The 19,942-nt window shown below is 40.4% G+C and carries 14 protein-coding genes; 6 read left to right on the forward strand and 8 right to left on the reverse strand.

Annotation, left to right across the window (positions count from 1 at the left end; genetic code table 11):
- The first annotated feature begins 103 nt into the window (after positions 1-103).
- Complete coding sequence (locus tag ADU73_RS06085; protein ID WP_062913287.1) at positions 104-1,291, forward strand: MFS transporter; 1,188 nt, start codon at positions 104-106, stop codon at positions 1,289-1,291.
- A 46-nt stretch (positions 1,292-1,337) separates the two neighbouring features.
- Here ADU73_RS06085 and ADU73_RS06090 read toward each other — a convergent pair whose 3' ends face one another.
- Together ADU73_RS06090 and ADU73_RS06095 are read right to left on the reverse strand one after the other, a co-directional pair.
- On the reverse strand, positions 1,338-2,177 hold the full coding sequence (locus ADU73_RS06090) for an aldo/keto reductase (protein ID WP_062913288.1): 840 nt from the start codon (positions 2,175-2,177) through the stop codon (positions 1,338-1,340).
- A 576-nt stretch (positions 2,178-2,753) separates the two neighbouring features.
- Positions 2,754-5,324, reverse strand: a complete 2,571-nt coding sequence (locus ADU73_RS06095) for a cation-translocating P-type ATPase (protein WP_081113860.1) — start codon at positions 5,322-5,324, stop codon at positions 2,754-2,756.
- A gap of 121 nt (positions 5,325-5,445) precedes the next feature.
- Here ADU73_RS06095 and ADU73_RS06100 point away from each other — a divergent pair, with 121 nt between their 5' ends.
- Both ADU73_RS06100 and ltrA read left to right on the forward strand, forming a co-directional pair.
- On the forward strand, positions 5,446-5,643 hold the full coding sequence (locus ADU73_RS06100; protein WP_046870766.1) for a hypothetical protein: 198 nt from the start codon (positions 5,446-5,448) through the stop codon (positions 5,641-5,643).
- Positions 5,644-5,747: 104 nt separating this feature from the next.
- Positions 5,748-7,133 (forward strand): group II intron reverse transcriptase/maturase, encoded by a 1,386-nt coding sequence (gene ltrA / locus ADU73_RS06105; RefSeq protein WP_046870767.1) that lies wholly within the window; start codon positions 5,748-5,750, stop codon positions 7,131-7,133.
- Positions 7,134-7,436: 303 nt separating this feature from the next.
- Here the strand turns inward: ltrA and ADU73_RS06110 are convergent, their stop codons facing one another.
- The 6 genes from ADU73_RS06110 to ADU73_RS06135 all read right to left on the reverse strand — a co-directional run bounded on the left by ADU73_RS06110 (position 7,437) and on the right by ADU73_RS06135 (position 14,984).
- Complete coding sequence (locus tag ADU73_RS06110) at positions 7,437-8,288, reverse strand: alpha/beta hydrolase (RefSeq protein ID WP_145930487.1); 852 nt, start codon at positions 8,286-8,288, stop codon at positions 7,437-7,439.
- Positions 8,281-9,534: a PTS transporter subunit EIIC gene (locus ADU73_RS06115; RefSeq protein WP_056985943.1), complete on the reverse strand. Its 1,254-nt coding sequence runs from the start codon at positions 9,532-9,534 to the stop codon at positions 8,281-8,283. Before ADU73_RS06115 ends, ADU73_RS06110 begins: the two co-directional genes overlap by 8 nt.
- 124 nt (positions 9,535-9,658) lie before the next feature.
- On the reverse strand, positions 9,659-11,272 hold the full coding sequence (locus ADU73_RS06120) for a BCCT family transporter (protein WP_081036054.1): 1,614 nt from the start codon (positions 11,270-11,272) through the stop codon (positions 9,659-9,661).
- A 476-nt stretch (positions 11,273-11,748) separates the two neighbouring features.
- Positions 11,749-12,324: a sugar O-acetyltransferase gene (locus tag ADU73_RS06125; RefSeq protein WP_062913290.1), complete on the reverse strand. Its 576-nt coding sequence runs from the start codon at positions 12,322-12,324 to the stop codon at positions 11,749-11,751.
- A gap of 107 nt (positions 12,325-12,431) precedes the next feature.
- Positions 12,432-13,799: an ISLre2 family transposase gene (locus tag ADU73_RS06130; protein ID WP_062913107.1), complete on the reverse strand. Its 1,368-nt coding sequence runs from the start codon at positions 13,797-13,799 to the stop codon at positions 12,432-12,434.
- Positions 13,800-13,919: 120 nt separating this feature from the next.
- The gene (locus tag ADU73_RS06135) at positions 13,920-14,984 is read right to left on the reverse strand and encodes an Mbeg1-like protein (RefSeq protein ID WP_062913291.1); all 1,065 of its coding nucleotides are present in this window, start codon (positions 14,982-14,984) and stop codon (positions 13,920-13,922) included.
- Positions 14,985-15,191: 207 nt separating this feature from the next.
- Here ADU73_RS06135 and ADU73_RS06140 point away from each other — a divergent pair, with 207 nt between their 5' ends.
- The 3 genes from ADU73_RS06140 to ligA all read left to right on the forward strand — a co-directional run bounded on the left by ADU73_RS06140 (position 15,192) and on the right by ligA (position 19,901).
- Positions 15,192-16,934, forward strand: a complete 1,743-nt coding sequence (locus ADU73_RS06140; protein ID WP_062913292.1) for a thiamine pyrophosphate-dependent enzyme — start codon at positions 15,192-15,194, stop codon at positions 16,932-16,934.
- Positions 16,935-17,100: 166 nt separating this feature from the next.
- Positions 17,101-17,859, forward strand: a complete 759-nt coding sequence (locus tag ADU73_RS06145; protein WP_046871149.1) for an exodeoxyribonuclease III — start codon at positions 17,101-17,103, stop codon at positions 17,857-17,859.
- A gap of 14 nt (positions 17,860-17,873) precedes the next feature.
- Positions 17,874-19,901, forward strand: coding sequence for an NAD-dependent DNA ligase LigA (gene ligA, locus ADU73_RS06150; RefSeq protein WP_062913293.1), 2,028 nt, complete (start codon positions 17,874-17,876; stop codon positions 19,899-19,901).
- The last annotated feature ends 41 nt before the right edge of the window (positions 19,902-19,942 follow it).

Raw genomic sequence — 19,942 nt, forward strand, 5'->3', positions numbered from 1 at the left:
GATTGTCAGTCTAATTTTTTGATTGCCTTTTAACGATTCAAAACAAACTGTGATAAGCTAAAAAGCGAGTGTTTAAAATATTATAAATTTAGGAAGTTGTTTTATGTCACGAAAAAAGGATTCGGCCGCAATTTTAACGTTTGGAATCTTTCTGGTTGGAGCGAATCTCCGGCTCCCAATCACCATGTTACCACCGTTACTGTCTGATCTGAAGCGGAGCGTAGGCCTTGCTCCATCATTAGCAGGTTTGCTGACCACCATTCCATTGGTCATGTTTGCGCTGATTTCACCCCTCATTGCAAAAGCTGGAAACAAATATGGGAGTGAGCGGACTTTGTTAGCAGCATTAATTTTGCTAACCATTGGAAGCTATTTAAGAATTATACCTACTATCTGGGCATTGATGATCGGGACCTGTTTGGTTGGTGCCGGGATTGCAGGCGGCAATGTCTTGTTACCAGCAATTATCAAGGAACGGTTTCCAACTCAAATTGCAATAAAAACTAGTTTATATACTGTATCTATGGGATTAGTGGTCTCAATCGGGACTGGTTTTTCTGGACTCCTGGCCACCAAAACCAACCTCCAGACAACAATGGGTACTTTTTCCTTGGTCGGGGTTGCCGGATTGATCGTGTGGGTTTTATGTCTCTTGGTGATGAAACCGGTGCGAATTAAATACAATCAGCGCCCACAAACCTCACGTTCAGTGTGGCGGGCCTCGCTTGCGTGGATAATTACTTTATTTTTTGGCATCCAGTCGTTGCTTTACTATTCTTTGTTAACCTGGTTACCGACAATTTGGATATCACGCGGATTTTCGACAGTTCAGGCTGGAAGCTTAGCGACATTATTTCAGTTAAGTGTGTTGCCACTTTCACTTACAGTGCCGTTACTAGCTGAAAAGAAGCATGGCATGCGCATCATCGTTGCCATTGTGGGGATTGGGTTTATCGGTGGTGCTGCTGGATTGAGTGTGGTGACGCATGGATTTTGGATAAATGCGTTTTTTTCAATCATCATGGGAGCTGCTTCAGGAGCCGCCTTTAGTGTCTGTATTGTATTTTTTCAAAAAAAGGCAACGACTGTCCAAGAAACAACCGCACTTTCAGGAATGGCGCAATCACTCGGCTATATTGTCGGAGCGGTTGGCCCGGTCTTGTTTGGGTTTGTGCAAAATCGGTTAAATAGTTGGGAACCAATCCTTATTTTAGTTATGTTACTGTCAATAATTATGACGGGATTAGGAATTCTAATTAATCACCGCCAAACTTTATTTAAGAGGATCTAAAAGGCCCGCTTACTGAAATGTAAGTGAGCCTTTGTGGTATTAATAATTATTCGTTATGGTCTTCACCAGGAGCTGTATCTACTAAACTATCCAATGTTTCCATGTCTTCATCTGGAATCACAAAATCTAATTCCTTGTTTTCATTAATGTGAGCTGGATTGACAGACTTAGGTAATGGGAGAATGTCATGTTGGATACAGTATTTAATAGCTAATTGGGCAATGGTAACATTGTTTTGTTTAGCAATATCAGCGACGGTGTCATTTTTCAATAAATAGCCAGTAGCAAGTGGTGAAAAGGCCTCAACCAGCATGCCGCTTTCTTTTGCAAACTGCACATTCTGAGGCTCTGTGTAGCCAATGTAATATTGAAGTTGATTAACCATGGGTTCAATTTCACAATTTTCGAGAATGTTTTTTTGGTCCTGTACGTTAAAATTGGAGATTCCGATGGCTTTTGCGCGCCCGGATTTATAAATTTTTTCCATTGCACGCCAAACTTCTACGTTTTCTTTGGAATAATCAGCACCCATTTCTTCCCATGGCCATGGGGCGTGAATCAAGTAAAGATCTACGTAGTCTAGTCCAAGATTTTGCATGGTTTCTTCAAAGAATTTTAGGCTTTCATCATAACTTTTACTTTTTGCAGGTAATTTAGTGGTGACAAAAATTTGATCACGAGGGATGCCCGAATCACGAATGGCCTTACCCACACTCTTTTCATTTTGGTATTGCCAAGCTGTGTCAATATGACGATAGCCAGCTTTCAAAGCATTAGCGACGGCATTATAGGCAACGTCGCCATCGGGAACTTGCCAGGTACCAAAACCAACTTTAGGAATTCTAACCCCGTTGCGAAGCGTAAATGTATCAGTTAAAGCAGTCATCAAACATCTCTCCATTTCATTTTTAAGTTAGCTTAACAATACCACGAATAACAAAAAATGAAATTAAAAGTGATCAAGTGAGTGGAACAAAGCGGTTAAACTACAAAAACTAAGGGTGACGGCGGTGGGATCGCAATCCCGCCAGAGGCGCACTTAGATCTTGTGGTTTGCTTTGTGAAGCTGTCCTAAAAAGAGAGTTGGAAATAGGGCGGTTAGATTCCGAGCCATTGCCTTATTTCCATGTTCTAGGTATAAAATCTAAAGGTTGAAAGTAAAAAATGACTTCAGTTACTGTTATTAAACGATTTAATTCACCCAAATTAGGTTAATTACCGTTCTTCGGCTCACTTGGCCTGGAACGGGGTGCGAGTTCTTGCGGCTATCTTTGCCACAAGAACTCGCACTACGTTACAGCCCGAATTGCTGGAAGACGGAATCTAAACTAATTTGATTGTTACTAATCTTTTTGTGTCAGGTAATTAGGTGAAACTTTGTACTTTCAGCCTTTAGATATAAAGTTCGGAAATATAAAAATAAAAAGACTAGGAAAATACTTTCCCAGTCTTTTTAAAATCTTTAGTTTGCCGCTCGCTTGCGGAAAAAGTACTTTCGTAATTCTTCTATTAAAACGAGTGGAATTGGAATGCAAATTAATAATAACCATTCTCTTCCGCCAATGGCAGCTGTATTGAACAAGCCTTGTAAAAACGGAACATAAATGAGAAGAGCCAATAAAATCACTTCAAAGACAATGCCACCCCAAATTCGATGGTTACTGAAGAGGCCGATACTGAATACTGAAGAAAGTTTTGTTCGGCAATTAATGGCAGCCGCAATTTGACAGAAGACAATTGCAGCTAAAGTCATAGTCGTAGCTTCTTGATAGACATGACCACTTGCAGCAAGGGCAACATTTGGCCAACCATTTAGTTTGTTTACAAAGAAGTAAGCACACGTGGAAATGACTGACGCTATCATGCCGTACCAACAAAAGGCCTTTATAATGATGCCACGATTCAGTAAATGAGCTGTCCGTGCGCGTGGTGGCTGTTTCATGATACCAGGTTCACTCTTTTCAGCACCTAAACCTAAGGCAGGCAACATATCGGTACCTAAATCAACCGTTAAGATTTGCATAACTGTCAAAGGCAAAGGAACTAAACCTCGTGTAAACAGGAAAATGATGGATGGTGCAGCTTCTGGCATATTACTGTTAAGAATATATAACAGGAATTTCTGCAAGTTACTATAAACAGTTCGTCCTTCTTCGATAGCTGAAACGATGGATGCAAAATTATCATCGGTTAAAATCATATTTGCAGCATCTTTAGCGACATCAGTTCCGGTAACTCCCATTGCGACCCCAATATCAGCCTTTTTAAGAGCAGGTGCATCATTCACACCATCACCAGTAATTACCCGGGCTTTATCGCCGGTAATTCCGATTTTAGTAGCGATACTTTTAGCTGTTAAAGCACTATCACCGGTAACCATAATGATTCGAATACTTGCTTCTCGGCATTTGCGAACCGCTTCAAAAATTTCTGGACGTGGTGGGTCAGACATAATTGTTAAGCCCACAAAAGTAAGATGTTGTTCAGCATTTTTAATGGTCCAGTCTTTTGGATCAGCAGGCATGTCGGAATCATCAGTAGGAGTCCGATAGGCAATTGCTAATGATCGTAAACCGTCGGCTGCATATTTTTTATCGGCCTCGTTGATTTGTTTACGATCTGCATCTGTGATGGGACGGGCTTTTCCGTTATCCAAGATCGTATCACTAATTGGTAAAATACCATCTAATGAACCTTTTACACAAATTGTGTTTTTACCATCTACTTTATGGAAAGTGGACATCCGTTTTCGATCAGAATCAAATGGCAATGCTCCAATCCGAGGAACTTTTTTAGTTTCTTCTTCAACGTTAATGCCAGCCTTCTCAGCCAAAATAATTAATGCAGCTTCGGTTGGGGTTCCAATAATTTTAGGATTATCGCCAGATTTTTCTGGTGGGTTAACTTTCGTATCGTTATTCAGTGCGGAAACCCGTAATAATATTTGTAAACCAGGGTCCTTAGAAACATCAACATCTTGATCATCTAATTGAATGTGGCCGTTATTGACGTAGCCTTCTCCACTAACCGTATATTGATGGCTAGCTAACCAAAGATGATCCACGGTCATTTGATTTTGCGTTAGGGTTCCTGTTTTATCGGAACAAATTACGGTTGTTTCACCCAGGGTTTCAACACTATTCAAATCCTTTACAAGGGCGTGCTTTTTAGCCATTCGGGTCACGCCTTGTGCTAATGACAAGGTAACGGTTGGTAGCAAGCCTTCTGGAATAAACGCAACAATCATTCCTAAAGCAAAAATGAATGATTTGGCAATTGGATAGTGGACAAAAAAGATTGCCAATATGAAGAAGAGTACCCCGATTGAAATGGCAATTAATGATAACTGCCTGGTTAAATGATTAAGTTCAATTTCAAGGGGACTAGAATGATGTTTTTGACTTTGAGTAAGTTTTGCAATTTTACCAAATTCAGAATGCATCCCTGTTGCAACGGCTACTGCAGTCGCTGTTCCGCTTCCGGCAACCGTTCCAGCAAAAACTAAATTAGATTCTGCAAAACGACCAACGCCATGTGAATAACCAGGTTGTTTGTTTACAAGAACAGATTCACCAGTTAAGGCCGATTCATCAACTTGAAGTGAGTTCGAATCGATAATTCGAGCGTCTGCTGAGATACTATTCCCAGCTTGGATCATGAAGACATCGCCAGGAACAAGATCTTCAGAGTTGATTTGCTGTGGTTTTCCATCCCGTATAACCTGGGCGTAGGTGGGCAGCATTTTTAGTAATGAATTGGTGGCTTTTTGGGCCTGATGTTCCTGCCAATAGCTGAAAACACCGTTGATTATATTAACCGCCCAAATAGCAATTCCAAGTTCTGTCATGCTGGCAAAAATAGCAATGAAGCCACTGACCCAAAGTAAGATCGCCATTAAACTCGTAAAGTTTTTCAGGAATGCTTTGAGTTGCGATTGCTTTTGACTTCGTTGGATTGTATTAGGTCCAAATTTCTTTAATAAACCGGCTGCCTTTTCTGAAGTTAACCCGGTTTCTTTAGGTGCGCCCGGCATGGGCGCTAACTAGGCGGTGAAAGTCCGTTATGGGCCGTAGTAGTCGGAACCATGAGCCAATGGCAAGGGTGTCCACTGTGAAGTGGAATCCGAAGGAAGCCGCAGGCGAAGTACTGCACCGATGAACAAGAAGTGGCTACAAGGCCGAAATGACTGGATAAGGTTGCCTAACAAACTGAAGTCCGATACTACTCGAAGTCATGACGGTAAAGCCAACGGTGAGATGGTACGAAAGTTAGCGTTCTTACCCGGGGAGACCTGTATTACACGTTTCCGACAAGAGGAACGTTATGTTCCACAAAGACAAGCACTTCAGTGATGGAATGTTGAGTAATGCAGGAGTCAGCCGAGGTCATAGTAGTCCACGAAGTGAACGAAGGACCGAACAGTAATAACTCGTAATTGATATTGGAGGTGGAAGCAGTGCGAAAATCGCAGAAAACAGAACAAATAGCTGACCACCGATGGATGGCAGGTCTGGAAGACCAAGAGCATATCGGGGCGCGTAGCACTGCCTCTGGTGAAAATACAAGAATGAGTGGCATTAAGTTTCAAGACTTGGTTTTAGCCCGAAATAATCTGAATTTAGCCTATCAACGGGTGACCAAGAATAAAGGAGCAGCTGGTTTAGACGGCATGACCGTTGAAGACCTTTTGCCATACCTGAAAGAACACCGGAAAGAGCTACTTGAACAACTAGCAAATGGCACATATAAACCAGCGCCGGTTAAACGAGTAGAGATTCCCAAGCCCAACGGAGGTACCCGTAAATTAGGAATTCCGACAGTTGTTGACCGTATGGTCCAACAGGCGGTAGCCCAAGTTATGAGCCCAGTGTTTGAGCAAGCGTTCTCAGAGAGTAGTTTTGGTTTTCGTCCAGGAAGAAGTGCCCAACAAGCCATTAAACAGGTCGTTTCATTTTATAACGAAGGATTTCACCGAGTGGTTGACCTAGACCTAAAAGCGTACTTTGATACTGTGAACCACGATTTATTAATTAAGTTCATTGAACAATACGTGAATGATCCATGGTTAACAAAATTGATTCGTCGATTTTTAACCAGTGGGGTCATGAATCATGGCTTATTTGAAAGCAGTGAAAAAGGAACTCCCCAAGGAGGTCCACTTTCACCATTGTTAGCCAACATTTATTTGAACGAACTTGATAAAGAATTGACAAAACGAGGCCATAAATTTGTCCGATATGCGGATGACTGTAATATTTACGTTAAAAGTCAGCGAGCTGGGCAACGAGTTCTTGAAAGTATCTCTAATTTTCTGGAAGGTCGACTAAAAGTAACGGTCAATCAAAAGAAGACACAGGTTGGATCACCTCTACGACTAAAATTCTTAGGATTTTCATTGGGAGTCGGACATGGTGGTGCTTATGTACGACCAGCCAAAGAACCCAAGCTTAGAATTAAGCAAGCGCTTAAGCAAATTACTAAGCGCAATCGTGGGGTGTCAACTGACAAGATATTTCAAGAAATTCAGCAAAAGATGCGCGGCTGGATCCAATATTTTTCTGTTGGAAAGATGACTACTTTTATTCAGACATTGGACAAATGGTTAAGGTCTCGTATACGGCAGTATATCTGGAAACAGTGGAAGAAGACCAAGACAAAGATAAATAACTTGAAACGATTAGGATTATCTACAAGTGATGCGGTTAAGTCTGCCAATACCCGTAAGGGTTACTGGCGTACAGCGCATAGTAAAACCTTGTTATATACCTTAACAAATGAAAAACTGGAACGCCTTGGATTAATGAATCTAACCAAGACACTCCAGTTCATTCAAAGTGCTTAAATTACTGAACCGCCGTATACGGATCCGTACGTACGGTGGTGTGAGAGGTCGGTAGTTGAATTAATCAACTACCTCCTACTCGATTATCAAAATATTTATAGACATCGTTGAGCTGCATAGAAGCATACCGCGTTGTACTATTTTGATTTACTTTATCCAAAATATTGGCCTCTTTTTCTTCAATTTAAAGGGTTACTTGCCCTTACAACGTAACAGTATAACTCGAATTACTAGAAAGGGTATAGTATTTGCGAATAAGATTATCTATGTGTGATATTAGGCGGACATAATTAAATGGGATTGTTATTGTGGTGCCACATTAACTTCGGGTTGGGGGTTCTTATTAGGGTTACCAAGGATGTATTGTTGAATCAAACTGACAATTTCCCGATTTTGAGGTAAGTCATGATGGGTCGTGTCTTCCCCCGTGACGGTGATTTGCGTGTAACTTTTGGCCTGATCTTGGTAAATATATTTGCCGGCTTCAACACTCGCAAATGGAACCGTGCCATCATTATTATAATTTTCAGTTCCTGCAACCGAATACATTACTAAATTGGAAGGAATTTTTGATTTATCCCGGACTAGGTCACTCAGCATTTGGGTTCGTTTATCGATATTTGTTTCTGAGAAGTTGAAAGGAGACGCAATTGTCATCAAAGTATTCATTCGTAGTTTTTGACGATTAAAATATTTTTCAAGGTAGCGGGTCAAGACAAGGCCGCCGTTGGAATGCCCAATTGCGGAGAAATTATTAAAATGATAGCGTGCGGTCAAGATGAGCATGGCATGTTGGAACCATTGAGTTTGTTTTTTGATATTTGAATAACCATCTTTATTATTAGCGAACGCAATTACAATGTAGGGTTGGACGATTCCAGGCCGAAATTGACCGCTGTAAGATAAATGATCATCAGGATGGACGGTCACCTTTAATAAGCTGCTGGTCGTATGTGTGTTTTGATTTAATTCATTAACCATTGCATCGAAGCGTTCCTGAGTCGCACTGCTCCCAGGAACAAGAATGATGGGAGATATACGTGAATTGTTGGCCGGCATCGCGTTCCGCATATTCTGGCGCGTCCACTTTAGTCCAAAAATAGCGATTATTAGAATTAAACCTGCCAAAATTAGACCTCGTAACCATTTAGTCATGCATCTCATCTCCTTGCTCAAGGGTTGCCCGATTTAACATTTTTACAAAAGGATAGTAAATGATCCCAGAGACGGCCACACAGATTAGGCTAAGTATGAGGGCTCGCCAGTCGCCATTTGTGCCCAGAAAGGCACGTAAGAGACTAGGAGTGGCGTTAGGAATCATATAGGTTGCTGGGGGCACAAGTTTCCAGCTAATGAAAAGAAAGGCAAGTATCATACTGACTAAAGGTGACAGTAAAAATGGAATTAATAATAGCGGATTAAATAAAACAGGGATGCCGAATAATAAAGTGCCACCTTGATCAAACAGGGTTTGTCCCATGGAAAGCCGGGCAGCAAATTGCATTTGTTTGTCCTTAACTTTGAACAGGAGGGTACCGTTTAAAGCTAGTAGCATTCCACTACCACCAAGCATCCCATATGAATTATAAAGGGTGTGAAACGTAATCGGATAGGGAATCTTCCAGAGATTATGATGAGCACTGGCATAGGCCAGATTGGCGCTCTCATCAGGAAAGTGATTTGCAACTGTGTTTGTGAAATCGCTAATCATACCAAAAAAGTGGGCAATGTTTCGTAAACTAACAGCTAGTAAAATTTTAAAGAAAGAGGGATGTTGGCCGATATTTAATAGACTGGTCACCTGCTGATAAAATAAGGTGGCGTAGTACTGAGTTTGATGAACGGTCAGGCCAATGGCACCAACAATCAGAATGAAAATGAAAAATAGCAGGATAGAAAGATTGGTATCAAATGTTGAGTGGAAGTTTGACTGAAGTTTAAGAAAACTAAAGCCGATGATTAGGCCCATAACAATTGGAAGCAGAATATTTCCAGAGGATTCAGAAATTTGAAGCAGATTAAGACTAGGTGAAGTTTCAGAGATTAATGTGAAGTAAAGAATCAGGCTGATTAGACCAGCTAAATGATTATTTTGATACTTGGTTGATGATGAAACAAGCAGATCCGCCACTAAAAAGGCTATCAAAAGTGCAATCGAAAGGAAAATGAGGCTTTCTGATACCTTTAGCGTCATGCCGATTTGTTTAAACGCGGGGATATGTGAATGAAGATCAAAAATAGCCTCGAAAATTCCATTTCTGTGGAATGTCGTTTCATAAATAATATGTAGGGAAATTCCAATGAATTCAAATGGTAATAAAATTCGAAGCGCATTGATAATAGCTTGATAGAAATGTTTTTTGGTTAGTCGCTGTGTAAAGTTAATTAATTGATTTTCCATCATTAGATCTCCCCCGTGAATATGCCTTGATTATACAACAATTTTTGGTAATCTCTTGGCGAAAAGTAAAAGCTCATCAAATTGATCATATGTGGTCAACTTGATGAGCTTTTGTAATTTTAATTTAGCTTAATTCTGGATCGCTTTGGTTCCGAGGTTGTTCATGTAGATAACTCGCTAAAGCAATCTCGACACGCTTTTGTTTACGCACAATTTCTGGCGTAACGTGTGGCATAAATAAAACGGTTTTTTTCTTGGCTTGGATGACTTTTTGATCTTGATGAATCATCTGACAGATAGAAATCAGTAATAATCCACACACCACAATTAACGGGAATCCCGCAATTGAGCTAATGGCCTGAACGGTCTTAAATCCACCGACAAAGACAATTCCAAAGGAGAAGATGATGAAGACAATTACCCAAATCAAGCGATTAAACTGACTGGGTTGTTCTCCTGGCGCCAAGTGACGACTTGTAAACGACGACACAATAAATGCTGACGATGAAATTGTGGTGGCCAAAAAGATAAAGCAAGAAATACTATAAATAATTAACATTAACATTTTAAGCGGCAACGTACTGAGAACGGCCGCAATTGCAGCTGCTTGTCCTTGCGTGTTTAAAATGTGGACTAAATTGATAACCCCTGTTTGTTGCAGGTAAAGCGAGTAACCACCAAGAATGGCATAAAAACTCATGCAACCGAGGGCACCATAACCTAACATGCCAACGACAACCTGACGAATTGTGCGACCACGAGAAATGCGCGCAATGAATAATCCCATTACAGGCATGTAAGATAACCACCAGCCCCAATAAAAGATTGTTTCATTTTTTACGATATCTGGGGAACCAGTTGTTGTGGTCCCAGTACTCATCGTGATGAACTTGGTGACCATTAAACGTAAACTGTTACCTTCATCACGAAAAATGGTTAACGTTGGGCCAATAAACAAGACAATGAGGAGAAAACCAATTGCTGTCCAAATATGGGCAGCACTCAATCTATCAATCCCGCCTTTGATACCGTGAAAAACGGTGACGGCAAAGATAATAAATAAAATTAAAAACATAAATAGTTTTAAGAATAAGGTGTCGGGAACTCCGGTGATTTGATTGATGATTTTAGAAAGTACGGGAATTTCCATACCGACTGAAGAGCCAATCCCGCCCATAATACCAAAGACAACTAAGAAATCGATAATTTGACGAATGACTTTCTTATAGCGTTCAGGACCCTTTAAAAATGAAATGGCAGAACTGATTCGCATAACCCGGGCATTACGTACGTACATCACGTAAGCAATGGCGACTGTGGCCGAAGCAAACATCATCCAAGCCATGGGACCCCAGTTAAACTGACCAAGCATGTGTGCATCGCCGTAAGCGGCAGCAGAATAAGGTTTATCACCAAAAATAGGATGTTGAACATAACGTAATGGATCAACCATACTGAGCATGAGAATGCTGGCATCAATGGCAGTGGCAAAAACCATGCTGCCCCATTGGAAGCTACTGTATTCAGGTTTGTCGTTTGCATGGCCAAGTTTGATTTTGCCAAAGTGGCTGAAGGCCAAAAACATGAAGAAAATGAAGTTAATGATGTAAATGCCGAGGTAAGCCCAACTCATGTGAGCAGTGATGCCATTCATAAGGTTGCTAAGGACAATCCGAAGATGAGAACCGCCAAGAATGAGTCCAAGCGAAACAAGGGCGAAGAGACTAACGGTGGGAATAAAAACAGTTTTATCTATATTACTGTGGTGTAAAATAATAATCCTCCTAATATATAAGTAAGTGTAGGGGAGCAATTGAATCCTGTGAAATAATCGCGCAACGGGAAGGATATCCTGCGTTAGACGTGTTTGATTTCGCCAGGCATGCTTCCAAAAAATGAGCTAACAATAATAACGAAATAAAACGTGTGAAAGAAACTAAATTTTGGACCAAATAAAAACACCATACATTATCCATTGAGGATATCTGTACAGTGTTTTGGGCTTTACAAATATTAATGAATTCGCTCGTTTTTCATTGATTGAATTAAACGTGCCAAAAAAGGCAGCTTCTTCCGCTTAGCTACGATAACCAAACGATTCCAAGTGCGAATCATTCGGTTATCTAGGCTGCCATGAGAACTTGTTGCTTTAGCAACTTTAGTTCTATGGGCAACGACAGTATGCTCAGAAGCTAAACGTCTTTTTGGGACACTCTATTTTTTCATCACATCACCATTCTGATCCAAATGATGAATGATATGAGCAGGATTGCCCACAATCACAACATCATCTGGCACAGATTTGGTAACGACAGAACCTGCACCAACAACGACCCGATTACCAATGGTGACGCCGGGTAGAACAGTCACACGACCACCCATCCAAACGCTATCGCCAATTGTGATCGGAGCTCCCATTTCAACATCGGCATTGCGCCGCTTTGCATCTAAGGGATGAACTGGCGTGTATAAACCAACGTTCGGACCAAAATAGCAATAACTGCCAATCGTAATGGGACAAGTGTCCAGCATTGTGATGTCGTAGTTGCCATAGAAGTGATCCCAAATATGGATATTAAATCCATAATCAAACTTGAAATCACTTTCTACAAAGAAATGGTCACCTGTGTTTGCAAGAAGTTTCTGAAAACGTTGGTTTCTGTTTTCATTATCAGTAATCTGGTTAATTTCCTGAAGTTCTTGCCGAATTACCTTGCGACGGGCAATCAGCTCTGAATCGAACTCTTTGTAAGATTCATCAGCGGTAATTTTATCTCTTTCAGTTTTCATACACTAAGAGTACCACGTTTGCAGGCATTTGTTAAAAGCGGGTAAATGTCGTATGTGTCAAGTTTTCCTAGGTGCCTTATAATCAACCAAATATTTATACACAATAATTAGTTTGAAAATATTTTTGCCATTGCTCCGATAGGGCTACTTGTTGGGGCATCAACTGGTATTTTACCTGAAAGAACTCCAATATGCTTAGAATGGTGCTTGTTGCTCAGCTGAGCTGGACTCAACGTCTTCAATGATTCCGTAGCGATCTCAATCGTTAGCTCTTGTAACTTTCTTAAACCACCACGTAAGTATTTATCTAGCTTACCGTTTACCCGAGCTTCAATTAATTTCAACATAGCCTCAAGGCCCTTTTCGGACCATACTTTGCCCTGCTTTTTCATTCGATACGTGTACGCTCTGTGTGAGCTTTCAACGGATCCCAATTTGCCGACCCTCATGAAGCCACGATCGTGTGGAGACTTTATAAACTGCCAATTTCTTGCCAAATATTGTCTTAGGACCCTTAGGCTCTCAAGTTCCTTATCAGTTTTAATTTGCGACTCAAATGTATCTAAAATAACGTTTAACTGATTCTGATCATACAGGCTAACGCTCTTAACGGCCTTATCAACCAATGGATTAAATAAACCAAAGGTTTGTTTAATCTTTTTGACAAAGTGATACCGATCGATAGTAAATTCAACTCTTTGAGCACTCGGAACTATTTCTCGCATACTTTTCGGGTTATACCCTGGGCCACCATCACTTGCTGTAAACACGGTCATTTCACTGATTTTATAATACTTCTCAATGTAGTCAGTTACTCGTTTTTGAACCTTTTTTTGATTGATACCAACAAACTCAACTTTGTTTGATCTTGTTCCATCTAATCCTGATTCAAAAACAATGTAATGGTGGACGTCTTGTCTTCGTCGATTAATTTTGTGTATCTCAAAGGCATCGCCTTCAACCACTAAGTTTTCAACTTTTCGTTTCTTAACTAGTTTCTCTTCGGACGATTTTTCTTCTGTCTTCACGGTATCTGCCATGTCTCTGATAATTCGGTCTACTGACCAGGCACTAATATCCGTCTGACTTGCCAGATTGATCATTGCGGCCGTATTTCTCATCGTTGTCGTTTGCCCAATTTTGGCAACGACACTTTTAAAATAAGGTGAAATTCTTTTTCTTTCTTCCAACTGAAGTTGTTCATCCAACGGGAAGTAATAACTTCCATTGGGTCGAAGATAACATCTTCTTTCAAAATTCACGGCGCCAAACATAAACTCAATTGTTCTGGCCTGTCGATTAATGAATGTATTTTCTGCCGGAATTGATGGAACGAGTGTTTCATCTAATTGCCTCAGATATTCAGCTACAACCAGCTGGAATGACTTCCTAAGATGAAGAATTACCTGCTCCTCTAAATCAAATAAACTGTCTAAATTTCCCAATGATTCAATAAAATCTGCTAAAATATACATGAAAGACCTGTATCCTTTCCTTTAATCTTCGTCGATTAAAAGGCTACAGGTCTTTTTCTATATATTCAACTCAAAATGAATATTCCTAGAATTTTATTGACCATCTAGGAAAACCTTACACTAACTAAATGTCACGATAATTTGAAACACAGCTTGCAAGGTTTTTTGACCCATTTCTTGTGCAACTGGATCCCAAGCTTTACTTTGGTTTTGAAATAACTTAGTTACCTGTTGCCAGTGCTTGATTAGGTCGTTAACGGTAACGGCCTGGGTGTCGTTCAAGATGTCCCAGAAAGTGTTAATGAATAAGCGTGCATCATTTTGTTTCAAGGAGCAAAGCCATTTGCGAAGGGATTGGTTTAAAAATGGATTTGTTGAACTAGCCATGCCTAAAACGGTGGGGCTAGTGTCTGGAATTTGCCAACTGTACAGATCATGTTGCCAAATGCCAGTTGACTGGCTGCTTATGATTTGTGGGGATTGCGGATAATTTGAACCAAGTCCGAAAAACGGCAATTGTGGTAAATATGTATAAAATATCGATTGGAGAGGAGCAGATAAGTTAGGCAATTTGGAACCTTGCGGACCATCGAAGTTAACGACTTGTTGAAGGTGGTCTTGAATGCTCGCCGTTGTTTTTAACGCTGCGGCGGTGGCCATGCTGCCACCTTTAGAGAAGCCAATTAATTGTAAGGGACCAGAGATTGTGGAAGCAACTTGAGATAAATAACTTAATGAGAAAGTCTGCCAACTTGTATCTTCGGGTGTGTAAACAAGACTCATGTCTGCTTGCCAACCTAACTGGGTCCCGTCTGCTCCTCGAAAAGCAATAATTGTAAGACTGGGTTCAATTGTAATTGAAATGGCTGCATATTGGGTTTGGAGATCATCAGAATGATGTACTTGAAAGTCAGAAAGAGCTATTTTTTTGAATCGAAAAGAGTTGGATAGTTTTTCAATTAAGATTCGATCATTATGAAGTAGCAGATGATCAGAATTAGCAGCTAATTTGTTGGTTAACAGTTTTAGAGCCTCTGGCAAGTAAATTTGATTATCAGAATTTGCAGAGACGATGTTTTCAAATGGGAAAAAAGGCAAGCGCGAAAGTAGCATTTGATCCGCCACATTTAAATGAGGTGTAATAGGTCGGTTATAGTTATCCAAATAGTTTAGTAAGTCTGACATTTTGATTATCTCCAAAATTATCGTTTAAGAAACACCATAGAAACGCTGGCGAGTCAATCATATCACGGAGTTACGCTAAATTAAAAATGAATTTTAAAAATTAGAGCAAAAACACTTGCTTCTTTATAAGAAAGTAGGTAAACTGAAATTATTCACTTACGAAAAGTAAGCAAAAAACTAAATTTAATATTCACAAGGAGAACACACATGACAAAAATGAAAGCTGGACAAGCCTTAGCAAAAGTACTGGAAGATTGGCAAGTAGATCATATTTATGGAATTACGGCCGATTCAATTAACAATACTGTGGATGGTTTGTACCAAGAAAAAGATAAAATCAAATATATTCAGGTTCGTCACGAGGAAGTTGGTTCCTTAGCCGCTTCTGCAGATGCAAAACTTACCGGTAAGATTGGGGTCAGTTTTGGATCAGCTGGTCCTGGAGCAACTCACTTATTTAATGGCTTATATGATGCCAAAATGGATCACGTTCCTGTTTTAGCCATTGTGGGACAATCCGCGACAGGCGTTATGAACACTTCATTTTTCCAAGAAATGAATCAAGATCCTATGTTTGTTGACGTAGCATTTTTCCATGAACAAGTTGTTAGTGCCCAACAAATTCCGTACGTGGTTGATCAAGCCATTCGCGCAGCCTATGCGCATAAAGGACCAGCAGTTGTGATAATTCCTGATGATTTGTCTGGCCAAGAAATTGACTTTACTGATTTTAAAACAGCGCCAATTTATAAAGAACAAATGCAAACTAAATTTAATGAAGCAACGATTGATAAAGTTGTGAATGCTATTCAAAATGCGAAACATCCAATTTCGTGGGCTGGCGTTGGCCTGAAGGGCGCAACAAAAGAGTTAGTGGCAGTTTCTGAAAAGTACAGCCTGCCAGTCTTATCAACGGTACCGGCGACTGGAGTGATGCCAACTGATCATCCAAACTTCATGGGATCTCGTGGCCGATTAGGCACTAAGCCTGGCTTTGAGGTTTCCCAGATGGCAGATCTCGTTGTTTCTGTGGGGACAAACTACCCATTTCTACGTTTCTTGCCAGAAGGCGTTAAGATCATTCAGGTAAACAACAATGCTGCTGATATTGGTAAACAACGCGATGTTGATTTAGCCATTTTAGGTGATGGCAAAGGATTCTTAGAAGAATTGCTTAAGCGGGATGTAACCATTGCTCCTACCAACTTCTTAAAGGCTGCCCGATTAGACAAGCAGAATTGGGACAAATGGTTAGATACATTAGCTGATGACGATTCCGAGGGCTTACCTGCTGAAGCGGTTATGAAAACTATCAAACAACATGCCAATGATGATGCCATCTTTGGGGCCGATGTCGGCAATAATACTGAGTGGGCCGTTCGTCAGTTACCTTTAAATAAAAACCAGAAATTTACCCTTTCTTCATGGTTTGCCACGATGGGGTATGGCTTGCCATCTGGATTGGCTGGTAAATTGAGCTTTCCAGATCGCCAGGTCTTTACTATTTCGGGTGATGGCGGCTATGCAATGGTTATGCAGGACCTGTTAACGGAAGTGAAATATCAATTACCAGTTGTTAATGTAGTTTTGGAAAATAAGGTCTTTGGGTTTATCCAGCACGAAAAAATTGCAGCTAAGCAAGCTCCTTATGGGATTGATTTACAGGGGGCTAACTGGGCTGGCATTGCTGAAAACATGGGTGCCATTGGATTTACGGTCACCGATCAGAAATCTCTGAGCGAAGCCTTTGATAAAATTGATGAATTACAAAAGTCTGGAAATACGCGTCCAATTGTGGTAGATGCCAAGATTAAAAATGTGGATCCCGTCGATACCTCATTTATGCCTTTGGATCCAGATCAGTTTGATCAGGCAACGATTGACCGATTTAAGAAAACGTACAATATTTTTGGTCAACCAGCCTTGTCTGAAATTTTGAAAGATATGTAATTTTTAAAATTGGTTCCGAAGAAAATTGAAATATTTTCTTCGGAACTTTTTTTGTTTATTCCTGAAGTTTTACAAAAGAACAAGGATAACTTTAAGAAAATCCAAGCAAAATGGTATAATTCTAAGCATAGAGTTGTTAAAGCTATTTAAAGAGGTAATTAAAACCATGAAATTAATTTCTTGGAACGTCAATGGAATTCGGGCCGCCGTGACCCACGACTTTATGACATCATTTAAAACGCTTGATGCCGATATTTTTTGTATTCAAGAAACAAAAATGCAAGAAGGTCAGCTTGAGCTGGATTTGCCCGGTTATTATCAATACTGGAATTATGCGGATCGCAAAGGTTATTCAGGAACGGCTATTTTCACCAAAACAAAGCCACTCAGCGTAAAATATGGCATGGATGTTGATATCCACGATCACGAAGGACGGTTAATCACCTTAGAGTATCCAGATTTTTACATGATCACTAATTACACGCCAAATTCACAAACGAAACTAAAACGTTTAGATTACCGGATGACGTGGGATGATGCATTTCGGCAGTATGTTGACAAGCTCGCGCAAACGAAATCTGTTATTTTCTGCGGTGATTTAAACGTTGCCCACGAACCAATTGATATAAAAAACGATAAAACTAATCATCACAATGCGGGCTTTACGGATGAAGAACGCGAAAAGTTCACGCAATTACTAAATAGTGGTTTTACCGACACATTTCGTTACTTCTATCCTGATAAGGCTGATATTTATTCGTGGTGGAGCTATCGATTCCATGCTCGTGATAATAATGCGGGTTGGCGAATTGATTACTTTGTTACGTCCAATGATTTACAAACAAAGTTGCAAGGTGCAAAAATCCATAATGAAATTTTTGGATCAGATCACTGTCCGGTAGAACTCGACATTGCATTACCATAGTTGGAGGAAATAAGATGGCTTTATCAAAACTGATTACTGAATATTCTGAGCAAGAGGCAAGTGACACCGCACAACAGTTGCGGGAAACTTTAAACCAATGGAGTTCAGATTATTACACGAAAGATAATCCTGAAGTGGAAGATCATGTTTATGATGAAAAATATCGTGATTTACAGGATCTAGAAGCGGCCTTTCCATCGATCGTGACGCCAGATTCGATTACCCAGCGTGTGGGTGGTGAGGTGCTTAGTGGCTTCACAAAAGTGCATCATGACATTCCCATGTTATCCATGGGGGATGTTTTTTCGAAAGATGAGCTTGTCGAATTTGATAATCGAATCCAAAAAAATGTCGGTTATCCGGTTCCATATAATGTGGAATTAAAAATTGACGGGTTGGCAATTTCGCTAGTTTATGAGAATGGTAAGTTAGTGCAAGGCTCAACGCGTGGCGATGGTACAATCGGTGAGGATATCACGAAGAACTTAAAGACCATTACATCGATTCCCCAAACGCTTACCAAACCAGTCTCGATTGAGGTTCGTGGCGAGTGTTATATGCCAAAGCAGGCTTTCGCAGATTTAAATAAACAACAAGAAGAACGTGGAGAGGCTGTCTTTGCCAATCCGCGAAATGCAGCCGCCGGGAGTTTAAGACAATTAGATACAAAAGTGACTAAGGCTCGTAATTTAGATACATTCATTTATACCATCAGCACGTTCGGTGATTTACAAGTTACCACGCAACACGATGCCATCAACGTTTTAGCAGAACTAGGATTTAATACAAATCCAACTCAGCGAGTTTGTCAAAATCTTGATGAAGTTTGGCAATTTATTGATGAGTATCAAGACCAGCGTGATCGGTTAGCTTATGGGATTGATGGCATTGTCCTTAAAGTAAATGAGTTGGATTTACAAAATCAGCTTGGCCATACCGTTAAAGTTCCGCGGTGGGAAATCGCCTATAAATTTCCTCCAGAAGAAGCCTTAACTGTGATTCGTCAGATTGAGTGGACCGTTGGACGAACCGGCGTGGTAACGCCCACCGCAATTATGGATCCAGTGCAATTGGCAGGATCAACTGTTGCGCGGGCAACTCTGAAAAATGTGGATCAGATTGCCGCCAAGGGTGTGCGAATTGGTGACACAGTGAAATTACATAAAGCTGGCGATATAATTCCAGAAATTACAGAAGTGATTTTGGATAAACGGTCAGCTGAGAGTCAGGTGCTAGAGATTCCTACTCAGTGTCCTTCCTGTGGCCGTGATTTGGTTCATTTAGATGGCGAAGTGGCCTTGCGTTGCATTAATCCAGATTGCCCAGCTCAAATTGTGGCCCGTTTGGAGCATTTTGGATCACGAAATGCGATGAATATTAATGGTTTAGGACCACGTTTGATCCAAGTGTTCTTTGATCACAAATTAGTACGAAGCTTTGCTGATTTATATTCGTTGGATCCTGATGAATTGGCTAAGTTAGATAATTTTAAAGAAAAACGAATTAATAGTTTATTGGAAGCAATTGCCAACAGTCGCCAGAACTCATTAGAGCGATTGGTAAATGGTATTGGAATTCCTGGGGTTGGAACGAAGATGGCCCGAATCTTGGCTGAACATTTCTTAACTATGGATAAATTGGAACAGGCTTCAGAAGAAGAGCTTACGGAAATTAACGCGGTTGGTGGAATCTTAGCAGCCAACATCGTAACCTTTTTCCAAAGTACGGCTGCTCAAAAGACTATTGAGGATTTGGCGTCCGTGGGTGTAAACATGACGTATAATGGTCCGGTTGCCGCTCAGGTTGAAGATAATTACTTTAATGATAAAACGGTTGTTTTGACTGGTAAACTCGAAAATTATACTCGAGAAGAGTTAAAAGAAAAGCTAGAAAACTTAGGTGCTAATGTGACCGGCTCGGTATCTAAAAAAACCGATTTATTAATTGCAGGGATCGATGCTGGTAGTAAGCTGACGAAAGCGCAGACACTTGAGGTTGAAGTAATGAGTGAGAGTGAGATGGAAGAAAAGATACCGAAATAATATGACGATGGTTTTAGTGTATTCTCCATTGTATGGAACTA

This window comes from Pediococcus damnosus (assembly GCF_001611155.1).
GTDB classification, from domain to species: Bacteria; Bacillota; Bacilli; order Lactobacillales; family Lactobacillaceae; genus Pediococcus; species Pediococcus damnosus.